General features: G+C 69.0%; 14 protein-coding genes. 10 read left to right on the top strand and 4 right to left on the bottom strand.

Features of this window, described 5'->3' with window-relative positions:
- Positions 1 to 6: 6 nt before the first annotated feature.
- Complete coding sequence (locus tag AC1DNC_RS04250; RefSeq protein WP_476861303.1) at positions 7 to 450, bottom strand: Rieske (2Fe-2S) protein; 444 nt, start codon at positions 448 to 450, stop codon at positions 7 to 9.
- A 126-nt stretch (positions 451 to 576) separates the two neighbouring features.
- Here AC1DNC_RS04250 and AC1DNC_RS04245 point away from each other — a divergent pair, with 126 nt between their 5' ends.
- The 6 genes from AC1DNC_RS04245 (at position 577) to dhaM (ending at position 6,023) form a co-directional block, all read left to right on the top strand.
- Positions 577 to 2,712: a S9 family peptidase gene (locus AC1DNC_RS04245; RefSeq protein WP_476861302.1), complete on the top strand. Its 2,136-nt coding sequence runs from the start codon at positions 577 to 579 to the stop codon at positions 2,710 to 2,712.
- Between the two features lie 104 nt (positions 2,713 to 2,816).
- Positions 2,817 to 3,326, top strand: a complete 510-nt coding sequence (locus tag AC1DNC_RS04240) for an amino-acid N-acetyltransferase (protein WP_476861301.1) — start codon at positions 2,817 to 2,819, stop codon at positions 3,324 to 3,326.
- Positions 3,327 to 3,441: 115 nt separating this feature from the next.
- Positions 3,442 to 3,624: a hypothetical protein gene (locus AC1DNC_RS04235; RefSeq protein WP_476861300.1), complete on the top strand. Its 183-nt coding sequence runs from the start codon at positions 3,442 to 3,444 to the stop codon at positions 3,622 to 3,624.
- 97 nt (positions 3,625 to 3,721) lie between these two features.
- Positions 3,722 to 4,723 carry a dihydroxyacetone kinase subunit DhaK gene (gene dhaK, locus AC1DNC_RS04230; RefSeq protein WP_476861299.1) on the top strand — a complete coding sequence of 334 codons (1,002 nt, stop codon included), beginning with the start codon at positions 3,722 to 3,724 and terminating at the stop codon, positions 4,721 to 4,723.
- 2 nt (positions 4,724 to 4,725) lie between these two features.
- Entirely contained in the window at positions 4,726 to 5,352 is a 627-nt protein-coding gene (gene dhaL / locus AC1DNC_RS04225) for a dihydroxyacetone kinase subunit DhaL (protein ID WP_476861590.1), read from the top strand.
- Complete coding sequence (gene dhaM / locus AC1DNC_RS04220; RefSeq protein WP_476861298.1) at positions 5,349 to 6,023, top strand: dihydroxyacetone kinase phosphoryl donor subunit DhaM; 675 nt, start codon at positions 5,349 to 5,351, stop codon at positions 6,021 to 6,023. The genes dhaL and dhaM overlap by 4 nt, the downstream gene beginning before the upstream one ends.
- 7 nt (positions 6,024 to 6,030) lie before the next feature.
- On the opposite strand, the gene AC1DNC_RS04215 is transcribed toward dhaM, so the two are convergent.
- A complete protein-coding gene (locus AC1DNC_RS04215; RefSeq protein WP_476861297.1) occupies positions 6,031 to 6,867 on the bottom strand; it encodes an HhH-GPD family protein in 837 nt (278 codons plus the stop codon).
- A 270-nt stretch (positions 6,868 to 7,137) separates the two neighbouring features.
- Here AC1DNC_RS04215 and AC1DNC_RS04210 point away from each other — a divergent pair, with 270 nt between their 5' ends.
- Positions 7,138 to 7,824: a hypothetical protein gene (locus AC1DNC_RS04210; RefSeq protein WP_476861296.1), complete on the top strand. Its 687-nt coding sequence runs from the start codon at positions 7,138 to 7,140 to the stop codon at positions 7,822 to 7,824.
- 83 nt (positions 7,825 to 7,907) lie between these two features.
- Here the strand turns inward: AC1DNC_RS04210 and disA are convergent, their stop codons facing one another.
- Positions 7,908 to 8,984 (bottom strand): DNA integrity scanning diadenylate cyclase DisA, encoded by a 1,077-nt coding sequence (disA, locus tag AC1DNC_RS04205; RefSeq protein ID WP_476861295.1) that lies wholly within the window; start codon positions 8,982 to 8,984, stop codon positions 7,908 to 7,910.
- Between the two features lie 331 nt (positions 8,985 to 9,315).
- On the opposite strand from disA, the gene AC1DNC_RS04200 reads away from it, so the two are divergent.
- Positions 9,316 to 10,929, top strand: coding sequence for a peptide chain release factor 3 (locus AC1DNC_RS04200; RefSeq protein WP_476861294.1), 1,614 nt, complete (start codon positions 9,316 to 9,318; stop codon positions 10,927 to 10,929).
- A gap of 211 nt (positions 10,930 to 11,140) precedes the next feature.
- Entirely contained in the window at positions 11,141 to 12,511 is a 1,371-nt protein-coding gene (locus tag AC1DNC_RS04195; RefSeq protein WP_476861293.1) for a protein kinase domain-containing protein, read from the top strand.
- Here AC1DNC_RS04195 and AC1DNC_RS04190 read toward each other — a convergent pair.
- Positions 12,508 to 13,710 carry a PucR family transcriptional regulator gene (locus tag AC1DNC_RS04190; protein WP_476861292.1) on the bottom strand — a complete coding sequence of 401 codons (1,203 nt, stop codon included), beginning with the start codon at positions 13,708 to 13,710 and terminating at the stop codon, positions 12,508 to 12,510. The genes AC1DNC_RS04195 and AC1DNC_RS04190 overlap by 4 nt on opposite strands.
- A gap of 99 nt (positions 13,711 to 13,809) precedes the next feature.
- On the opposite strand from AC1DNC_RS04190, the gene AC1DNC_RS04185 reads away from it, so the two are divergent.
- The gene (locus tag AC1DNC_RS04185) at positions 13,810 to 14,907 is read left to right on the top strand and encodes a ferredoxin reductase (RefSeq protein WP_476861291.1); all 1,098 of its coding nucleotides are present in this window, start codon (positions 13,810 to 13,812) and stop codon (positions 14,905 to 14,907) included.
- The last annotated feature ends 7 nt before the right edge of the window (positions 14,908 to 14,914 follow it).

The following is a 14,914-nucleotide window of genomic DNA, read 5'->3' as shown; positions in this document are numbered from 1 at the left end:
GGGTTCTCAGGCGGTGACGGTGATCCATTCGCCGTCGATAGCAGCCTTCAGCTTGGCCAGCGGCGCCTGGGCCGGCCCCTGAATGACGCTGCCGTCGGATCCCTTGAACGAGGAGCCGTGGCACGGGCATTCGAAATCTTCCCCGGCAGGAGCCACCGGGCAGCCGGCGTGAGTGCAGGCCGCGTCGTACGCCAGGACGGTCTTGTCGTCCTGCCGGAAGATCACCACCGTCTTGCCGTTGATATTGCCGGTAGCCGTTGCGCCCACCTTCACATCGCTGAGCTTGCCCACTCGGACCGCGGTGCCGGCCGGAACGGAGGGGCCGGCCGCCGTCGTTGCCGGGGCGGCGGTAGGCGAAGCGGCGCAGGCCGAGAGGCCCAGGGCGCCACCGCCCAGGGCGCCGGCGCCGAGCAGCAGGGAGCGTCGAGGCAATGACTTTTCAGGGTTCATGCACCCATCATGCCAATAGTCCCTGAGAGCCCGCTGCGGATTTTCCGGCGCCGGAATCTGAAAGCAGTGTTTCACTCTGAGTGAACGGGGTGTGATCCGGGGCACAAGGGGTGTTGAATCGGGGGCATGGCTTCTACCGATACGCAGACCCCGGCCGAACATCCCGAGACACCGTTCCACGACCTAGACCATTACCTCGCCATTCCGCGGGTGAGCGGCCTGGCGCTGAGCCCCGATGGCGGAAGGCTCGTCACTACCGTGGCCACGCTCAACGACAAGGGCACCGAATACCGCACCGCGCTGTGGGAGTTGGACCCCGAAGGCAAGAAGCACGCCCGGCGGATTACGCGCAGCGCCAAGGGCGAGGCCGGAGCCGTGTTCGCGGCCGACGGCAGCCTGTACTTCACCTCCGCTCGCCCGGACCCAGAGAGCCCGGACGCAGAGCCGGTCAACGCGCTCTGGGTGCTTCCGGCCGACGGCGGCGAGGCCCGCGTCGCGCTCTCCCGCGCTGGCGGCGTCGGAGGCCTGCTCGCGGCGAAGGACGCCGATGCCCTCTTCGTTACGGCATCGGTGCTCGCCGGTTCCACCGACGAGGACAACGACGAGGAACGCCGCAAGGACCGCAAGGACAACAAGGTGGCCGCAATCCTGCACAGCGGCTACCCGGTGCGCTACTGGGACGCTGACCTGGGCCCCGCGCAGCCGCGGCTGTTCGCCGTCGAGCCCGGCGCGGAGCCGCAACCCGGCAAACCGGTGACCGTCGACGCCGTCCCGCCGGTCAAGCTACGCAATCTGACTCCCGACGCCGGGAACGGCCTCCGCGAGGCGGACACCGTTGTCAGCCCGGACGGGAAAACCATCTACAGCAGCTTCACCAAGCCGCTCGCCAACGCCGACTCCCGAACCGTGCTGGTGGCCGTCGACGTTGCCGCCGGCACGCGCCGGGTCCTGCTGGACACCGAGGGTATGAGCTACTTCCCCGGCCCGGTCAGCCCCGACGGCCGGACCCTGGTGGTTCTCAGCGAGACCGATACGACGCCGGAGCAGGCGCCCAGGATCGGGCTGCACCTCCTCGACGTCTCAGCTGGCCGGGAAGTCCCGGCCGACGGCGAAGCGCGGCTGACACCGCTCGCTCAGGGCTGGGACCGCTGGCCGCACCCCGCGGCGTGGCTCCCGGACGGATCGGCCGTGCTCGTGACGGCGGACGAAGACGGTGCCGCCCCGGTCTTCCGGATCCAGGTGCCCGGCGCGGCCGGCGGGGACACCGCCCCCGTGCGGCTGACGGCCGATGCGGCCGCCTACACCGACGTCGTCGTCTCCCCGGACGGCCGGAGCGCCTACGCGCTGCGCAGCTCCTACGAATTCCCGGCGGAAGCCGTGCGGATCGACCTCGGCAGCGGCGAGGTGACCCGGCTGCCGGCCCCGGCCGAGCGTCCCGCCTACCGGGGCAGGCTCGAGCGGGTGGAGGCGACCTCGGCAGGCGGCGACCGGGTGCCCGGCTACCTGGCCCTGCCCGACGACGCCTCCGCGGGGAACCCGGCCCCGCTGCTGCTCTGGATCCACGGCGGCCCGCTGGGCTCCTGGAACGCCTGGACCTGGCGCTGGAACCCGTGGCTGCTTGTTGCCCGCGGCTACGCGGTGCTGCTCCCGGACCCGGCCCTGTCCACGGGCTACGGCCAGGACCACATCCAGCGCGGCTGGGGCGAATGGGGCAAGGCCCCCTTCCTGGACCTGATGGCAATCACCGACGCCGTCGAACAGCGCCCCGACATCGATGAGACACGCACCGCGGCGATGGGCGGATCCTTCGGCGGCTACATGGCCAACTGGGTGGCGGGCCACACGGACCGGTTCAAGGCGATCGTCACGCACGCCAGCCTCTGGGCCCTCGACCAGTTCGGCCCCACGACGGACTCCGCGCAGTACTGGCTGAAGGAAATGACAGCCGAGATGGCTGCGGAGAACTCGCCGCACCTGCACGTGGGCAACATCCGCACGCCGATGTTGGTCATCCACGGAGACAAGGACTACCGGGTGCCGATCGGCGAGGGGCTGCGGCTCTGGTACGAGCTGCTCTCCAAGTCACAGCTGCCGGCCGGCGAGGATGGCGAAACCGACCACCGCTTCCTCTACTTTCCGGACGAGAACCACTGGATCCTGCAGCCGCAGCACGCCAAGGTCTGGTACGGCGTCGTCGAGCACTTCCTGGCCCGGAACCTGCTGGACAAGGACATTCCGGTGCCGGACGCGCTCGGTCTCTGAGCCTCCCGCCTCCGGGCCGGCCAGATGGCCGGTCCGGCGGTGCGGGCTGAGCGGTGCGGGTAACCGGCGCGGGCGGCTAAGGGTCCGCGCCGTAGGATTGGGCTGTGACTGAGACGATCCGCATCCGCCTTGCCCGCACCGGCGACGTTGCCGCTATCAAGACCTTGGTGGCACCCCTGGCCGAGCAGCGGATCCTGATGGCCAAGGAAACAGTCGCGTACTACGAGAGCCTCCAGGAGTTCCGGATCGCCGAAGCACCCGACGGCGAGGTGATCGGCTGCGGCGCGCTGCACGTGATGTGGGAGGATCTGGCCGAGGTGCGCACCCTGGCCACCTCGGACGCGTGGCGCGGCAAGGGCGTGGGACACCTGCTGGTGGAGCGCCTGCTGGAGGATGCGAAGGCGCTGGGCATCTCACGCGTTTTCTGCCTGACCTTCGAGGTGGAGTTCTTCAAGAAGCACGGCTTCGACGTGATGGCCGACCAGACGGCCGTGGATCCGGTGGTGTACTCGGAGCTCCTGCGCTCGCACGACGAAGGCGTCGCCGAATTCCTCGACCTGGCCCGGGTCAAGCCCAATACCCTGGGCAACACCCGGATGATCCGGACGCTCTGAACGCTCCCGCAGCTGCCTGAAAAGGGGTCTTCCGCCAAATCAACTTGGTGGATAAACTGATCCCGGCCCAATGGGGAGGGCCGCCAGCTTCCGGAGGCAGAAATTGCAGAATCGCGTGATTTTTCCAGATTTCTCCGCATTCCAAATGACGGTCGACGCCGTGCCGGTGCAGCCGGACTCATCCGGGGCTGACTGCGCCGGCGCCGATCCCGCCGCCGCGCGCCGCCCGCAGCCCCGGGCCGCGCTCGGACCCGACGCCTGGCCCAGCTTCGCGCCGGAGGCCGCACCCGGGCCCTGAGCCCCCGGCAGTGGTTGAATCCGGAGCCTACCGCTGGCAGGGCCCCGGTAGTAGGGTCTAAGCAAGCAGCCAGGACAACCATCCAGGGAGCACAGCCATGAAGAAACTCATCAATGATCCCAAGGCAGTGGTCGACGAGTCAGTAGAAGGGTTCGGGCTTGCACATGCCGACCTTGTGACCGTCCACCCGGACCCCAAATACATTGTCCGCAAGGACGCCCCCGTGTCCGGCAAGGTCGGGCTCGTCTCCGGCGGCGGCAGCGGCCACGAGCCCCTGCACGGCGGCTACGTCGGGATGGGCATGCTGGACGCGGCGGTACCGGGGGCCGTGTTCACCTCGCCCACCCCGGACCAGATCCTGCCGGCCACGCTCGCGGTGAACTCCGGAGCCGGCGTCGTGCACATCGTGAAGAACTACACCGGCGACGTGCTGAACTTCGAGACGGCCGCCGAACTGGCCCAGGCCGAGGGCGTGGAAGTCCGCACGGTGCTGGTCAACGACGACGTCGCCGTGCAGGACTCGCTCTACACGGCAGGGCGCCGCGGAGTGGGCGGAACCGTCCTGGTGGAGAAGATCGCCGGAGCCGCGGCCGAACGCGGCGACAGCCTCGACGCAGTCGCAGCCATCGGTGACCGCGTGAACCAGAACGTGCGGAGCATGGGCGTGGCCCTGACCGCGTGCACCGTTCCGCACGCCGGGGTGCCCAGCTTTGAGCTTGAAGACAACGAGATTGAAATCGGCATCGGCATCCACGGCGAACCCGGCCGGCACAAGATCCCGATGGAACCTGCCGACGGCATCACCGACCGGCTGCTGGACCCGGTCGTCAGCGACCTCGGCCTCGCCTCAGGGGACAAGGTCCTGTTGTTCGTCAATGGCATGGGCGGCACACCGCAAAGTGAGCTGTACATCGTCTACCGCCGGGCCGCGCAAAGGCTCGCGGACCAGGGCGTCACCGTGGAGCGCTCGCTGGTGGGCAACTACATCACCTCGCTCGAGATGCAGGGCTGCTCGATCACCGTGCTGCGCCTGGACGATGAAATGATCGGCCTCTGGGACGCGCCCGTCCACACGGCGGCCCTGCGGTGGGGCGTCTGAACGTGGGGCTGGACGTCGACTGGGCCCTCCGGTGGCTGACCCTGTCCGCCGAGGCAATGGCCGAGCACAGGGTTGAGCTCATCGAACTGGACCGGCCGATCGGAGACTCCGACCACGGCGAGAACATGGACCGGGGCTTCAAAGCCGTAATGGACAAACTCGCCGAATCGCCCCCGGAAACTGCGGGGGCGGCCCTGAAGCTGACCGCCATGACGCTCATGTCGAAAGTGGGCGGCGCAGCAGGGCCGCTGTACGGAACCGCCTTCCTGCGCGCCRCCACGGCGCTCGGGGACGCTGCCGACATCGACGCCGCCACGCTGGCCGCGGCGCTGCAGGCGGCCCGCGACGGCATCGTTGCCCGCGGCAAGGCCGAATCCGGGGACAAGACGATGGTGGATGCCTGGACTCCTGCCGTGGACGCCTCCGCGGCCGCCGCCGGCGAGGGCGACGTCCGCAAGGTCCTGGCCGCGGCAGCCGAGGCGGCCGAGGCCGGGGCAGTCTCCACCGACCCGATGCTGGCCCGCAAGGGCCGCGCCAGCTACCTGGGGGAGCGCAGCATCGGCCACCGCGACCCCGGTGCCGTCTCCAGTGCCCTGATCCTGCGCGCCGCCGTCGGGGCCGCCGAATGACGGTCCGGCTCGTCGTCGTCTCGCACAGCGAAAAGATTGCCGACGGCGCCGTCGAGCTCGCCGCCCAGATGGCCCCTGACGTCATGATCGTGGCCGCGGGCGGCACCGACGACGGCCGGATCGGGACCAGCCTGGAGAAGGTGATGGCCGCGCTGGAACAGGCAGCCGGGGGAAGCGGCATCGTGGTGCTCACCGACCTGGGTTCAGCCGTCATGACCGCGGAATCGGCGGTGGAGTTCGCCGCTGACCCGGAATCCATCCACCTCGCCGACGCCCCGCTGATCGAGGGCCTGGTCGCGGCGGCCGTATCCGCGCAGACGGGGGCCGACGCGGAAACCGTCAAGGAAGCCGCCGAAGCTGTCTACCGGCCTCCGGCCCACCCGCACGGACCCGAACATCCGCACCAGCAGCCGCCGGATGCCCAGGGCGACTTTGAACTGGTCAACCAGGCCGGCATGCACGCGCGGCCGGCGGCGAAGATCGCGGGAGGCCTGGCCGGGATGGAGGCCGACGTCACCATTAACGGGGTCGACGGCGCGTCCATGACGGAACTGATGATGCTTGGCGCCAGCAAAGGAACCGTGCTGCATATCGAAGCCAGCGGCGCGGACGCGGCCAGGGCGGTGGACTACCTGGGCGGGCTGATCAAGGCCGGCTTCGGGGAGCCCTAGGAAGTGCTCAGCCCGGCAGCCGCAGGCCGCCGGGGTGCAGTTCTGCCAAGCCGTCGCTGAGCAGCCCGGAAAGCGCACGCTCCAGCTGCTCCGGCGCGGGGTTGAGCCGGTGCAGCGCGGCCAGCGGGACGGCGATTCCGTCCGCGTCGAAGCCCAGGTCCGCGGGGGCGCGCTCCAGCAGCTCGCGGGCCACCGGCGACTCGGCCAGGCGCAGGACCGCCATCACGGCCCCGCGCAGCTGCCGGTCTGTCCCATGCCAGGCCTGCCCCTTGGGCGTGTAGCTGGGCGGCGGCTCCCCGGCGGCAAGCCAGGCGCAGGCGCCGCGGACCGGGCATTCACCGCACTTCGGACTCCGGGCCGTGCAGACCAGCGCCCCCAGTTCCATCACCGCCGCGTTCCAGCGCACCGACGCGGCGCCGTCGTCGGGCAGCAGTTGCGCGGCCAGCCGCATCTCGGCGGCCGTCAGGGCCGGCGCCGGCAACGCGGTCCCGGTAAACAGGCGTGCGTGGACCCGGCGGATGTTCGTGTCCACCACCGTCTCCCTGCGGCCGAACGCGAATGCGGCGACAGCGGCCGCGGTGTAGCTTCCCACGCCGGGCAGCTCCAGCAGCTCCGCGTGGCTGCCGGGAACCGCGCCCCCGTGGTTTTCGACAATGGCGACGGCGGCCGCGTGCAGCCGGAGGGCGCGCCGCGGATACCCCAGCCGCCCCCAGGACCGGACCGCTTCCCCGGCAGGCTCCCGGGCCAAGTCGGCCGGCGCGGGCCAGCGCCGCAGCCATTCTTCCCACACCGGCAGAACGCGGACAACAGGGGTTTGCTGGAGCATGATTTCGCTGACCAGCACGCCCCAGGCAGAACAGTCCGCCGCCCGCCACGGGAGGTCGCGGGCAGTTTCAGCGAACCAGGAGGCAAGCGCGTCATGCAGCTCGGCGAGGGGAACGGCCGGCGCGGGCGGGTCCGCGGGCGGGGTCGCGGCCGCGGGGGCGGCCGGGCCGGCAGGGGCGGGGGAATCGGCTAAAGCTTTGATCGAATCATCGTAATAGAGACGGGGACCATACTGCGGCCAGCGGCGTGGTGGGCAGGCATAACCCGCGGCGTTACCTAGCCTAGAAGCATGGTCAGGCAAGGCAACTCAGGAACGCGCGGTTCGGGACCGAAGGCTTCCGCCAAGGCAAAGACCAGCGGCAGGCCGGCCCGGAAACCGCTCAGCCCGGTCTACCGCCGGCGCCGGCTCTTCGTGGGCGCCGCGCTCTTGCTGGTGCTTGCCCTCGCCGTCGGCGGTTTCGCGGCGATCTCCAGCGCCTTCAACGGCGAAACGCCTGCGGCCACCGCCAGCGACTCGCCCCAGCCGGACGGTCAGGGCAAAGCCACCGCCAGCCCACAGGGGTCGGCCACGCCAACATCGGGCGCCGGCTGCGACGAGGCGCTGCTGAAAGTCACCGCGGCCACGGACAAGGCCGCCTACGCGCCGGGCGAGAACCCCCTGCTGACCCTCAAGGTCACCAATGGCAACAAGGTGCCGTGCGAGGTCAACCTCGGGACCTCGCAGATGGAGTACCTGATCACCAGTGGCTCGGACCGGATCTTCTCCTCCAGCGACTGCCAGGCCGAAAGCAGCGACCTGGTCAAAACGATCCGCCCGGGCCGGAGTGAAACCGCCAACTTCCCCTGGAACCGCAACCGGTCCACCGAGGGCTGCAAAGTGGTGGACGCCCAGCCTGGCGGGGGCGGCGCCTACTACGTCTTCACTGCCCGGCTCGGGAACAAGACCAGCCCCAAGGCCGTCTTCCAGCTCGGCTAGTCATCTTCGATTGCTCCGAAATCGCCGTTTAGGCGGGCCAAAAGGGCCGTTACGGAGCAGTCGACGGGGCCAGAGGAACCGGGCTAGAGGAACCGGTCCAGCAGGCTGGCCTCGGCCATCCGGCTCAGGCCTTCGCGGACCGTCCGGGCGCGCTGGTCGCCGATGCCGTCAACTGTCATGAGGTCGTCAATGGTCGCCGCCATGAGGAACTGCAGGCCGCCAAAGTGGTCCACCAGGCGGTCTGCCACGGCCTTCGGCACCGCCTTGAGGCCGGAGAGCAGGCGGTACCCGCGGGGCTGCACGACGGCGTCGAGGTTCGCCTCACCGCCCGCGAAGCCGACGATCCCGGCAATCCTGCCCAGATCGATAAGCTCAGTCGGCCCCAGGTTCACGAGGGCCTTGACGGCGTTCTCGATGTCCGCGGCGGAGGCCTTCGGGCCGGAGTAGTCCCGGATGATCACGTCGCTGCCCGGACCGCGGCCCACCGTCAGCTCGTCCAGCTGCAGGGAGAGCAGCCGGCCGTCCTCGCCGAGTTCCAGCACGTACTGGGAGATCTCCTCGGAAATGCGACGCACCATCTCCTGGCGCTGCAGGGTCACGGCCACATCGCGGACGGTCACCATGGCCTCGATCTCGAGGGCCGACAGCGAACTGGTCACCTGGTCCAGCCGGGAGCGGTACCGCTCCAGCGTGGCGAGAGCCTGGTTGGCGCGGGCCAGCACCTTCTCGGAGCCTTCCAGCACGTGCCGCAGGCCGTTCACGTAGAGCGCGATGATCTGCATCGACTGGCTCACGGAGATCACCGGAACCCCGGTCTGGATGGCAACCCGCTCCGCGGTGCGGTGCCGGGTTCCTGTCTCCTGGGTCTCGATGCTCGAATCGGGCACCAGTTGGACGCCGGCCCGCAAGATGTTGCTGGCATCCTTGTCACAGACAATGGCGCCGTCCATCTTGGCCAGTTCCCGCAAGCGGGTGGGGGAGAAGTCGATCCCGATCTCGAAGCCACCCGAACAGATGGATTCAATGGTCCGGTCAATGCCCAGCACGATCAGGGCGCCGGTACGGCCGCGGAGGATGCGCTCCAAACCGTCACGAAGGGCCGTCCCCGGTGCCACCCTGGCCAAAGTCGCCTTAAGTGCGTCTTCGGGACTCCGTGCCATAGGTTTTCCCTTCAAAGGTGCAGGCCGCTGCCCGCAAGTACGCCGGATTTTGTCGATTTTCCATCACTGTCCGGCAAGAACAAAAGTGCCCGGTTTCCCGTATGCACCATCATAGGGGCAACGACGACCGTTTTCCGCACCATCAAGCCTCAAAGTGCCCCATTTCAGCCCTGCACGGGGTCCCGCGGAGACGGCCCGTGCGCCGCAAGTGCAACCCGCATTTCCGGCCGCCCGCCCGGGCCTGCCGCCGCCTGCGATAAACTTGGTGCCTAGGGTGTACCGCGGGCTCTCCGCGCCGTGACCCATCCACAGCCGCAGCGAAAGTAGCACCGTGTCCCAAGAAGTCCACAGCCCCGCCCGAGTCCAGGAGATTCACAAGCAGGCGGCCCGGCGCCGGACCTTCGCAGTCATCTCGCACCCGGACGCCGGCAAGTCCACGCTGACCGAAGCCCTTGCCCTGCACGCCAAGGTGATCGGCACCGCCGGCGCGTCCAGCGGCAAGGCCAACCGCAAGGAAACGGTCTCCGACTGGATGCAAATGGAGAAGGACCGCGGCATCTCGATCAGCTCGGCGGCGCTCCAGTTCGCATACCGCGACACAGTCATCAACCTGCTGGACACCCCGGGCCACGCGGATTTCTCCGAGGACACCTACCGCGTGCTGGCCGCCGTCGACTGCGCCGTGATGCTCGTGGACGCCGCCAAAGGCCTGGAAACCCAGACCATGAAGCTCTTCGAGGTCTGCAAGCAGCGGAACCTGCCCATCATCACCGTGATCAACAAATGGGACCGGCCCGGCCTCGACGCCCTGGCCTTGATGGACGAGATCACCGAGCGGACCGGACTGCAGCCCATGCCGCTGACCTGGGCCGTGGGCATCTCCGGTGACTTCCGCGGCGTCTGGGACCTGCGCAACGACCGCTTCGCGCAGTTCAAGCGCAACAACGCCGGCGCCAACATCGCCCTCACCGAGTACTTCAGCCCGGAGGAGGCAGCGGCCAGTCAGGGCGGCGACTGGTCCAACGCCGTGGACGAGGCCGGCCTGGTGATCGAATCTAACCTGGCGTTCGACGTCGAGGCTTTCCACGCCGGAAAGGCCACGCCTATCCTCTTCAGCTCCGCCGCGCTCAACTTCGGCGTCAAGGAGATCCTCGACGCCCTCGTGGACTTCGCCCCGCCCGCCGCGCCGCGGCCCGACGTCGACGGCGCCGCCCGCCCCGTCGACGCCCCTTTTGCCGGGTTCGTCTTCAAGGTCCAGGCCGGCATGAACAAGGCCCACCGCGACCACGTCGCCTTCATCCGGGTGTGCTCGGGCGTCTTTGAGCGCGGCATGGTGGTCACGCAGGGCCGCACCGGGAAGTCCTTCGCCACGAAGTACGCCCAGCAGGTCTTCGGCCGCGAACGCGAGGTGATCGACGAGGCCTTCCCCGGAGACGTCGTGGGCCTGGTGAACGCCTCCTCGCTGCGGGTGGGGGACAGCCTGTTCCTGGAACGTCCCGTGGAGTTCCCGGCCATCCCGCTCTTCGCCCCCGAGCACTTCCAGGTGGCCCGTTCCAAGGACCCCAGCCGCTTCAAGCAGTTCCGCCGCGGCATCGAACAGCTCGAGCACGAGGGTGTCATCCAGGTGCTTCGTTCGGACATCCGCGGCGACCAGGCACCCGTGCTGGCCGCCGTCGGCCCGATGCAGTTCGAGGTGGTCGAGGACCGCATGGCGCATGACTTCAGCGCGCCGATGCGGCTTGAGCGGCTGCCGTATTCACTCGCGCGGATCACGACGGCGGACGCCATGCCGGCGCTGGCCAACGTGCCGGGCGCCGAGGTACTGCTGCGCTCCGACGGGGAATACCTGGCGTTGTTCAACGACGTCTGGGCCCTGCGCCGGATCGAGAAGAACCTGCCGGACCTGACCCTGGTGCCGATCGGCACGCACAACCCGGCGAAGTAACTGCCGGGCCTGGGCCCGGCCCGGGGCCCCGGGCTCCGCCGGGAGCCGGCTGGGCCCGAAAAATGACCCCCGCAGGTCTTCCTGAATCCGCGATCCGCGGTATCATAAGTAACCTTGCTAATTTCGCGGGCGCCTGCCGATCTGGCCGGCTTTTGGGACTGCTCTGTCCGATTCCATGTGCGGACCCGTATTGAGGGAACAAGAAAACTCTTTGACAACAACGATGGAACCCGGCCTCCTGCTCAGCGGGCGGTACCGGATCGAAGCCCTCATTGGCAGGGGAAGCCAGTCGACTGTCTACCGGGCGCGCGACGAACTGCTGCAGCGCGAGGTGGCGGTCAAACTCTTCCGCAATGACGCGGACGATCTCGAGCACACCCGCCGGCAAGGCCAGGAAGTGCGGATCCTCGCGGGAATGAGCCACCATGCATTGGTGACGCTGTTCGACGCCGGTGCTGATCTGAGCAATCCGGACTCCCGGCTCACCTACCTCGTGATGGAACTCGTCCGCGGCCAGGACCTGCGCCACCGCTCCCTGCAGGGCCCGCTCTCCGCAGCGCACATGGCTCACATTGGCTACGACCTGGCGGACGGGCTCTCCTACATCCACCACCACGGGATCGTGCACCGGGACATCAAGCCGGGGAACATCCTGCTGGTCGACTACAGCAATGACGACCGCCGCCCGCGGGCCAAGCTGACCGACTTCGGCGTCGCGGCCATCCTGGGGCACAACCGCGCGGACGACGACGGCGGCACCTCGGGGACGCCGGCGTACCTGAGCCCAGAGCAGGCGGCCGGCGAACCGGCGGGCCCGGCAAGCGACATCTACTCGCTTGGACTCGTGCTGCTCGAGGGACTGACCGGCAGGATGGCGTACCCGGGGGCACCGATCCAGTCCGCTGTCGCACGGCTGCTGCACGATCCGCAGATCCCGGAGGAGCTCGCCCCGATGTGGGTGGCGCTGCTGTCCTCCATGCTGTCCCGGGACCCGGAGGCCCGGCCGCACGCCCGCGAGGTCTCCCTTGCCCTCCGCCAGGAGGTCATCAACGGTGCCGGGCGGCACCGGCAACACCGCGCGACCGCGGCGAACGATGAAGAGGGCCGGATGCGCGCCGTCGAGAGGTACCGGATCCTGGACACCCCCGAGGACGGCACCTTCGACCGGATCGCGGCGCTCGCGGCACGGGTGTTCTCGGTCCCGGTCGCGATCGTCAGCGTCGTGGACCACGACAGGATCTGGTTCAAGGCCCACCACGGCACCGAGGTCACCCAGATCGGCAGGGATCCGGGGCTTTGCGCCTCGGCAATCCTGCAGGACGGCCCGTGGATCGTCGAGGATGCCGCCAACGACGCCCGCACGCTTTCCAACCCCCTGGTTGCGGGCGAGTTCGGGCTGCAGTTCTATGCCGGGGTTCCACTGCGCACCCCCGACGGCTTCAACCTGGGCACCTTCTGCATCCTGGACCGGGAACCGCGGGAGTTCACCGCGGAGGACACCCGCACGCTCGAGGACCTGGCCGCGATTGTGATGAACGACCTTGAGATGCGCCTGCAGGGCCGCGAAGCGATCGCCAGCTAGCGCCTGCCGGCGTGCAGCGCGAGCTGCAGTTCAAACCGGGCCACCGGGTCCTCCAGCGCGTCCCCGAAAAGCTCACGCAACTGGGCCGCCCGGTAACCCACGGTTTGCGGGTGGATGCCCAGCTCGGCGGCCACCGGGGCGCGCTGGCCCCAGTGCCGGAGCCAGGACAGCAGGGTTTCGGCGAGCCGTTCGCGCTGTGCGGGCCGGAGCCCCTCAAGCGGCGCCAGGCGTCGGTGCGCCAGCTCGGCGATGGCGGAGGGCTCCGCACCGAGGATTACGGCCGCAAGATGCTCGTCGGCCCAGATCGGCGGGTCATCCGGGCCGTCACGGTGTGGCAGGACAGATGCCGCCAGCACTGCCAGGCGCAAGGATTCGGGAACCTTCTCCCACCCGCCGGCCGGGCCCACGGCGGCCCCGCGGCCCCGCAGCGCCTTCTCCAGGTCCATCCGGGCGGACTTGGACTTGCGTGCCGGGACCAGCACCACGGCGTCGGTCTCGCGTTCGATCACCAGGGTTCCCGGGCCCAGCCGCAGCCGCAGCCCGCCGGCCCGGTCCAAGGGCAGCGTCACGACCGACATGCGCTGGGGCAGCGACCAGTCCGCCATCGCCGCCGTCTGGCGCAGCGCCGCCTCGTCCGCCTGCCCCAGCAGCAGCAGGTCCAGCAGCTCGGTGCGGCGCCGGTCCACCGCCCCGGCGCGTTCGGACTGCTCAAAGGCATAAGCCTCCGCGCTGACCGCGGAGAGCTCGTCGATGTAGGCCAGGATTGATTCGCCGAGGTCAACCACCACATTCTGGCCCAGGTGGTGTTCCACCGAGACCTTCGACATCTCGCGGAACGTCACCCGGGCGCCCATCCGATACGCGCTGAGCAGGGCATCCATGCTCCTGCCCTGCCGGAACTCGCCGCTGCCCAGGCCCGCCACCAGCAGCCGGCTCTCCTCGGAGAGCGCGGGCAGCGCGGTACCCGGAAGCTGCAGGAAACGGTCCAGCGCCGTCGCGACGCCCCGCCGCAGCCCCCGCCCGAAGCGGCCTTCGATCGGCCGGGCATAGGCGGGAACCAGCTGGGGCACGGCGTCGATGATGGCCTCCACAATGCCCGGCACCTGTGGCCGGAGCATGTCGCTGACTTCCTTTGGCAGCGCCAGCCATGGCGGGTCGTAGGCAGGGTAGCCGGGGTGGCCGGCGGGGGAAGCATCCATGACGGGTATCCAATAGTTTGTTGCGTGGAGATAGTTTCTTTACGTCGATCGTATGTCCTGGGTGAAGAATTATGACGCAGGCTGACATACGCTTGATAGATGATCCGGCTCCGTAAGCTGGCGCGCGCCGCATCTCTACTGACCACCCCACTAGCTCCAGAAGACATTCTGTCGCTCTTCAACCCCGTGTTTTCTGCCCGCCAGTTGCGCGGCGTGGTTACCCGGGTGGTTCCAGAAACGGCCGATTCCGCCACCATTTTCTTCCGTCCCGGCCGAGGCTGGCAAGCACACCGTGCAGGCCAGTGGGCCCGCATCGGCGTCGAACTCAACGGCGTCCGCCACTGGCGATCCTATTCGCTCAGCGCTCCCGCCGGCGAAGACCCCGCCATCACCGTCACGGACATGGGTGCCGTCTCCGGAACCCTGGTCCGCACCACCAAGCCGGGCGACGTACTTTTCCTCGCCCCGCCGCAGGGCGACTTCATCCTGCCGGAGCATCCGCGCCCGCTCCTCATGCTCACCGCGGGCAGCGGCATCACCCCGGTGATGTCGATGATCCGCACGCTCGTCCCGCACCGTCCGGATGCCGACGTCGTCCTCATCCACACGGCGCGGACCCCGGCCGACGCCATCTTCCGCGAGGAGTTGGCCGAACTCGCAGACCAGTTTCCCAATTTCAAGGTCACCCACTGGTTCAGCGGGGAACGCGGCAGGCTGGACTTCGGCGCCACAGCCGAACTTGACCTGCTCTGCCCGGACTGGCGAGACCGTGCGGCCTACGCCTGCGGCCCCGCGGGTTTCCTCGACGACGCCGAGGCGCTGTGGGAAGCCGAAGCCGCGGCCGCGGATCACTCCGGAACGGCGGTTGAACGCACGGTTCCGGCCGCAACGTTGACGATCGAACGCTTCAGCACCAGCCTGGCCGGCGGCGAAGGCCACGACGGCGGATTGGTGACCTTCGAGGCCTCCGACCGCGAAGTCGATGCCGACGGGGACACCCCCCTGCTCGACGTCGGCGAGGACGCCGGCGTGCTGATGCCCAGCGGTTGCCGGATGGGCATCTGCCACAGCTGCCTCATCCCGCTCCGGGCCGGCCAGGTCCGCGACCTGCGCACGGGCGAAGTCCATGGCGAGCCCGGCCAACTAATCCAGACGTGTGTCTCGGCAGCCGCCGGACCCGTTAACCTCGACCTCTGAGGAGAAC

This window comes from Arthrobacter sp. 01N442, assembly GCF_056399345.1.
This window is presented reverse-complemented; position numbering and strand designations above follow the sequence as displayed.

What these genes read in the sequence shown, in the direction of transcription:
- AC1DNC_RS04250 (WP_476861303.1), bottom strand. Translation starts at nt 450, where the DNA reads ATGAACCCTGAAAAGTCATTGCCTCGACGCTCCCTGCTGCTCGGCGCC.
- AC1DNC_RS04245 (WP_476861302.1), top strand. Translation starts at nt 577, where the DNA reads ATGGCTTCTACCGATACGCAGACCCCGGCCGAACATCCCGAGACACCG.
- dhaK (WP_476861299.1), top strand. Translation starts at nt 3,722, where the DNA reads ATGAAGAAACTCATCAATGATCCCAAGGCAGTGGTCGACGAGTCAGTA.
- dhaM (WP_476861298.1), top strand. Translation starts at nt 5,349, where the DNA reads ATGACGGTCCGGCTCGTCGTCGTCTCGCACAGCGAAAAGATTGCCGAC.
- AC1DNC_RS04210 (WP_476861296.1), top strand. Translation starts at nt 7,138, where the DNA reads ATGGTCAGGCAAGGCAACTCAGGAACGCGCGGTTCGGGACCGAAGGCT.
- disA (WP_476861295.1), bottom strand. Translation starts at nt 8,984, where the DNA reads ATGGCACGGAGTCCCGAAGACGCACTTAAGGCGACTTTGGCCAGGGTG.
- AC1DNC_RS04190 (WP_476861292.1), bottom strand. Translation starts at nt 13,710, where the DNA reads ATGGATGCTTCCCCCGCCGGCCACCCCGGCTACCCTGCCTACGACCCG.
- AC1DNC_RS04185 (WP_476861291.1), top strand. Translation starts at nt 13,810, where the DNA reads ATGATCCGGCTCCGTAAGCTGGCGCGCGCCGCATCTCTACTGACCACC.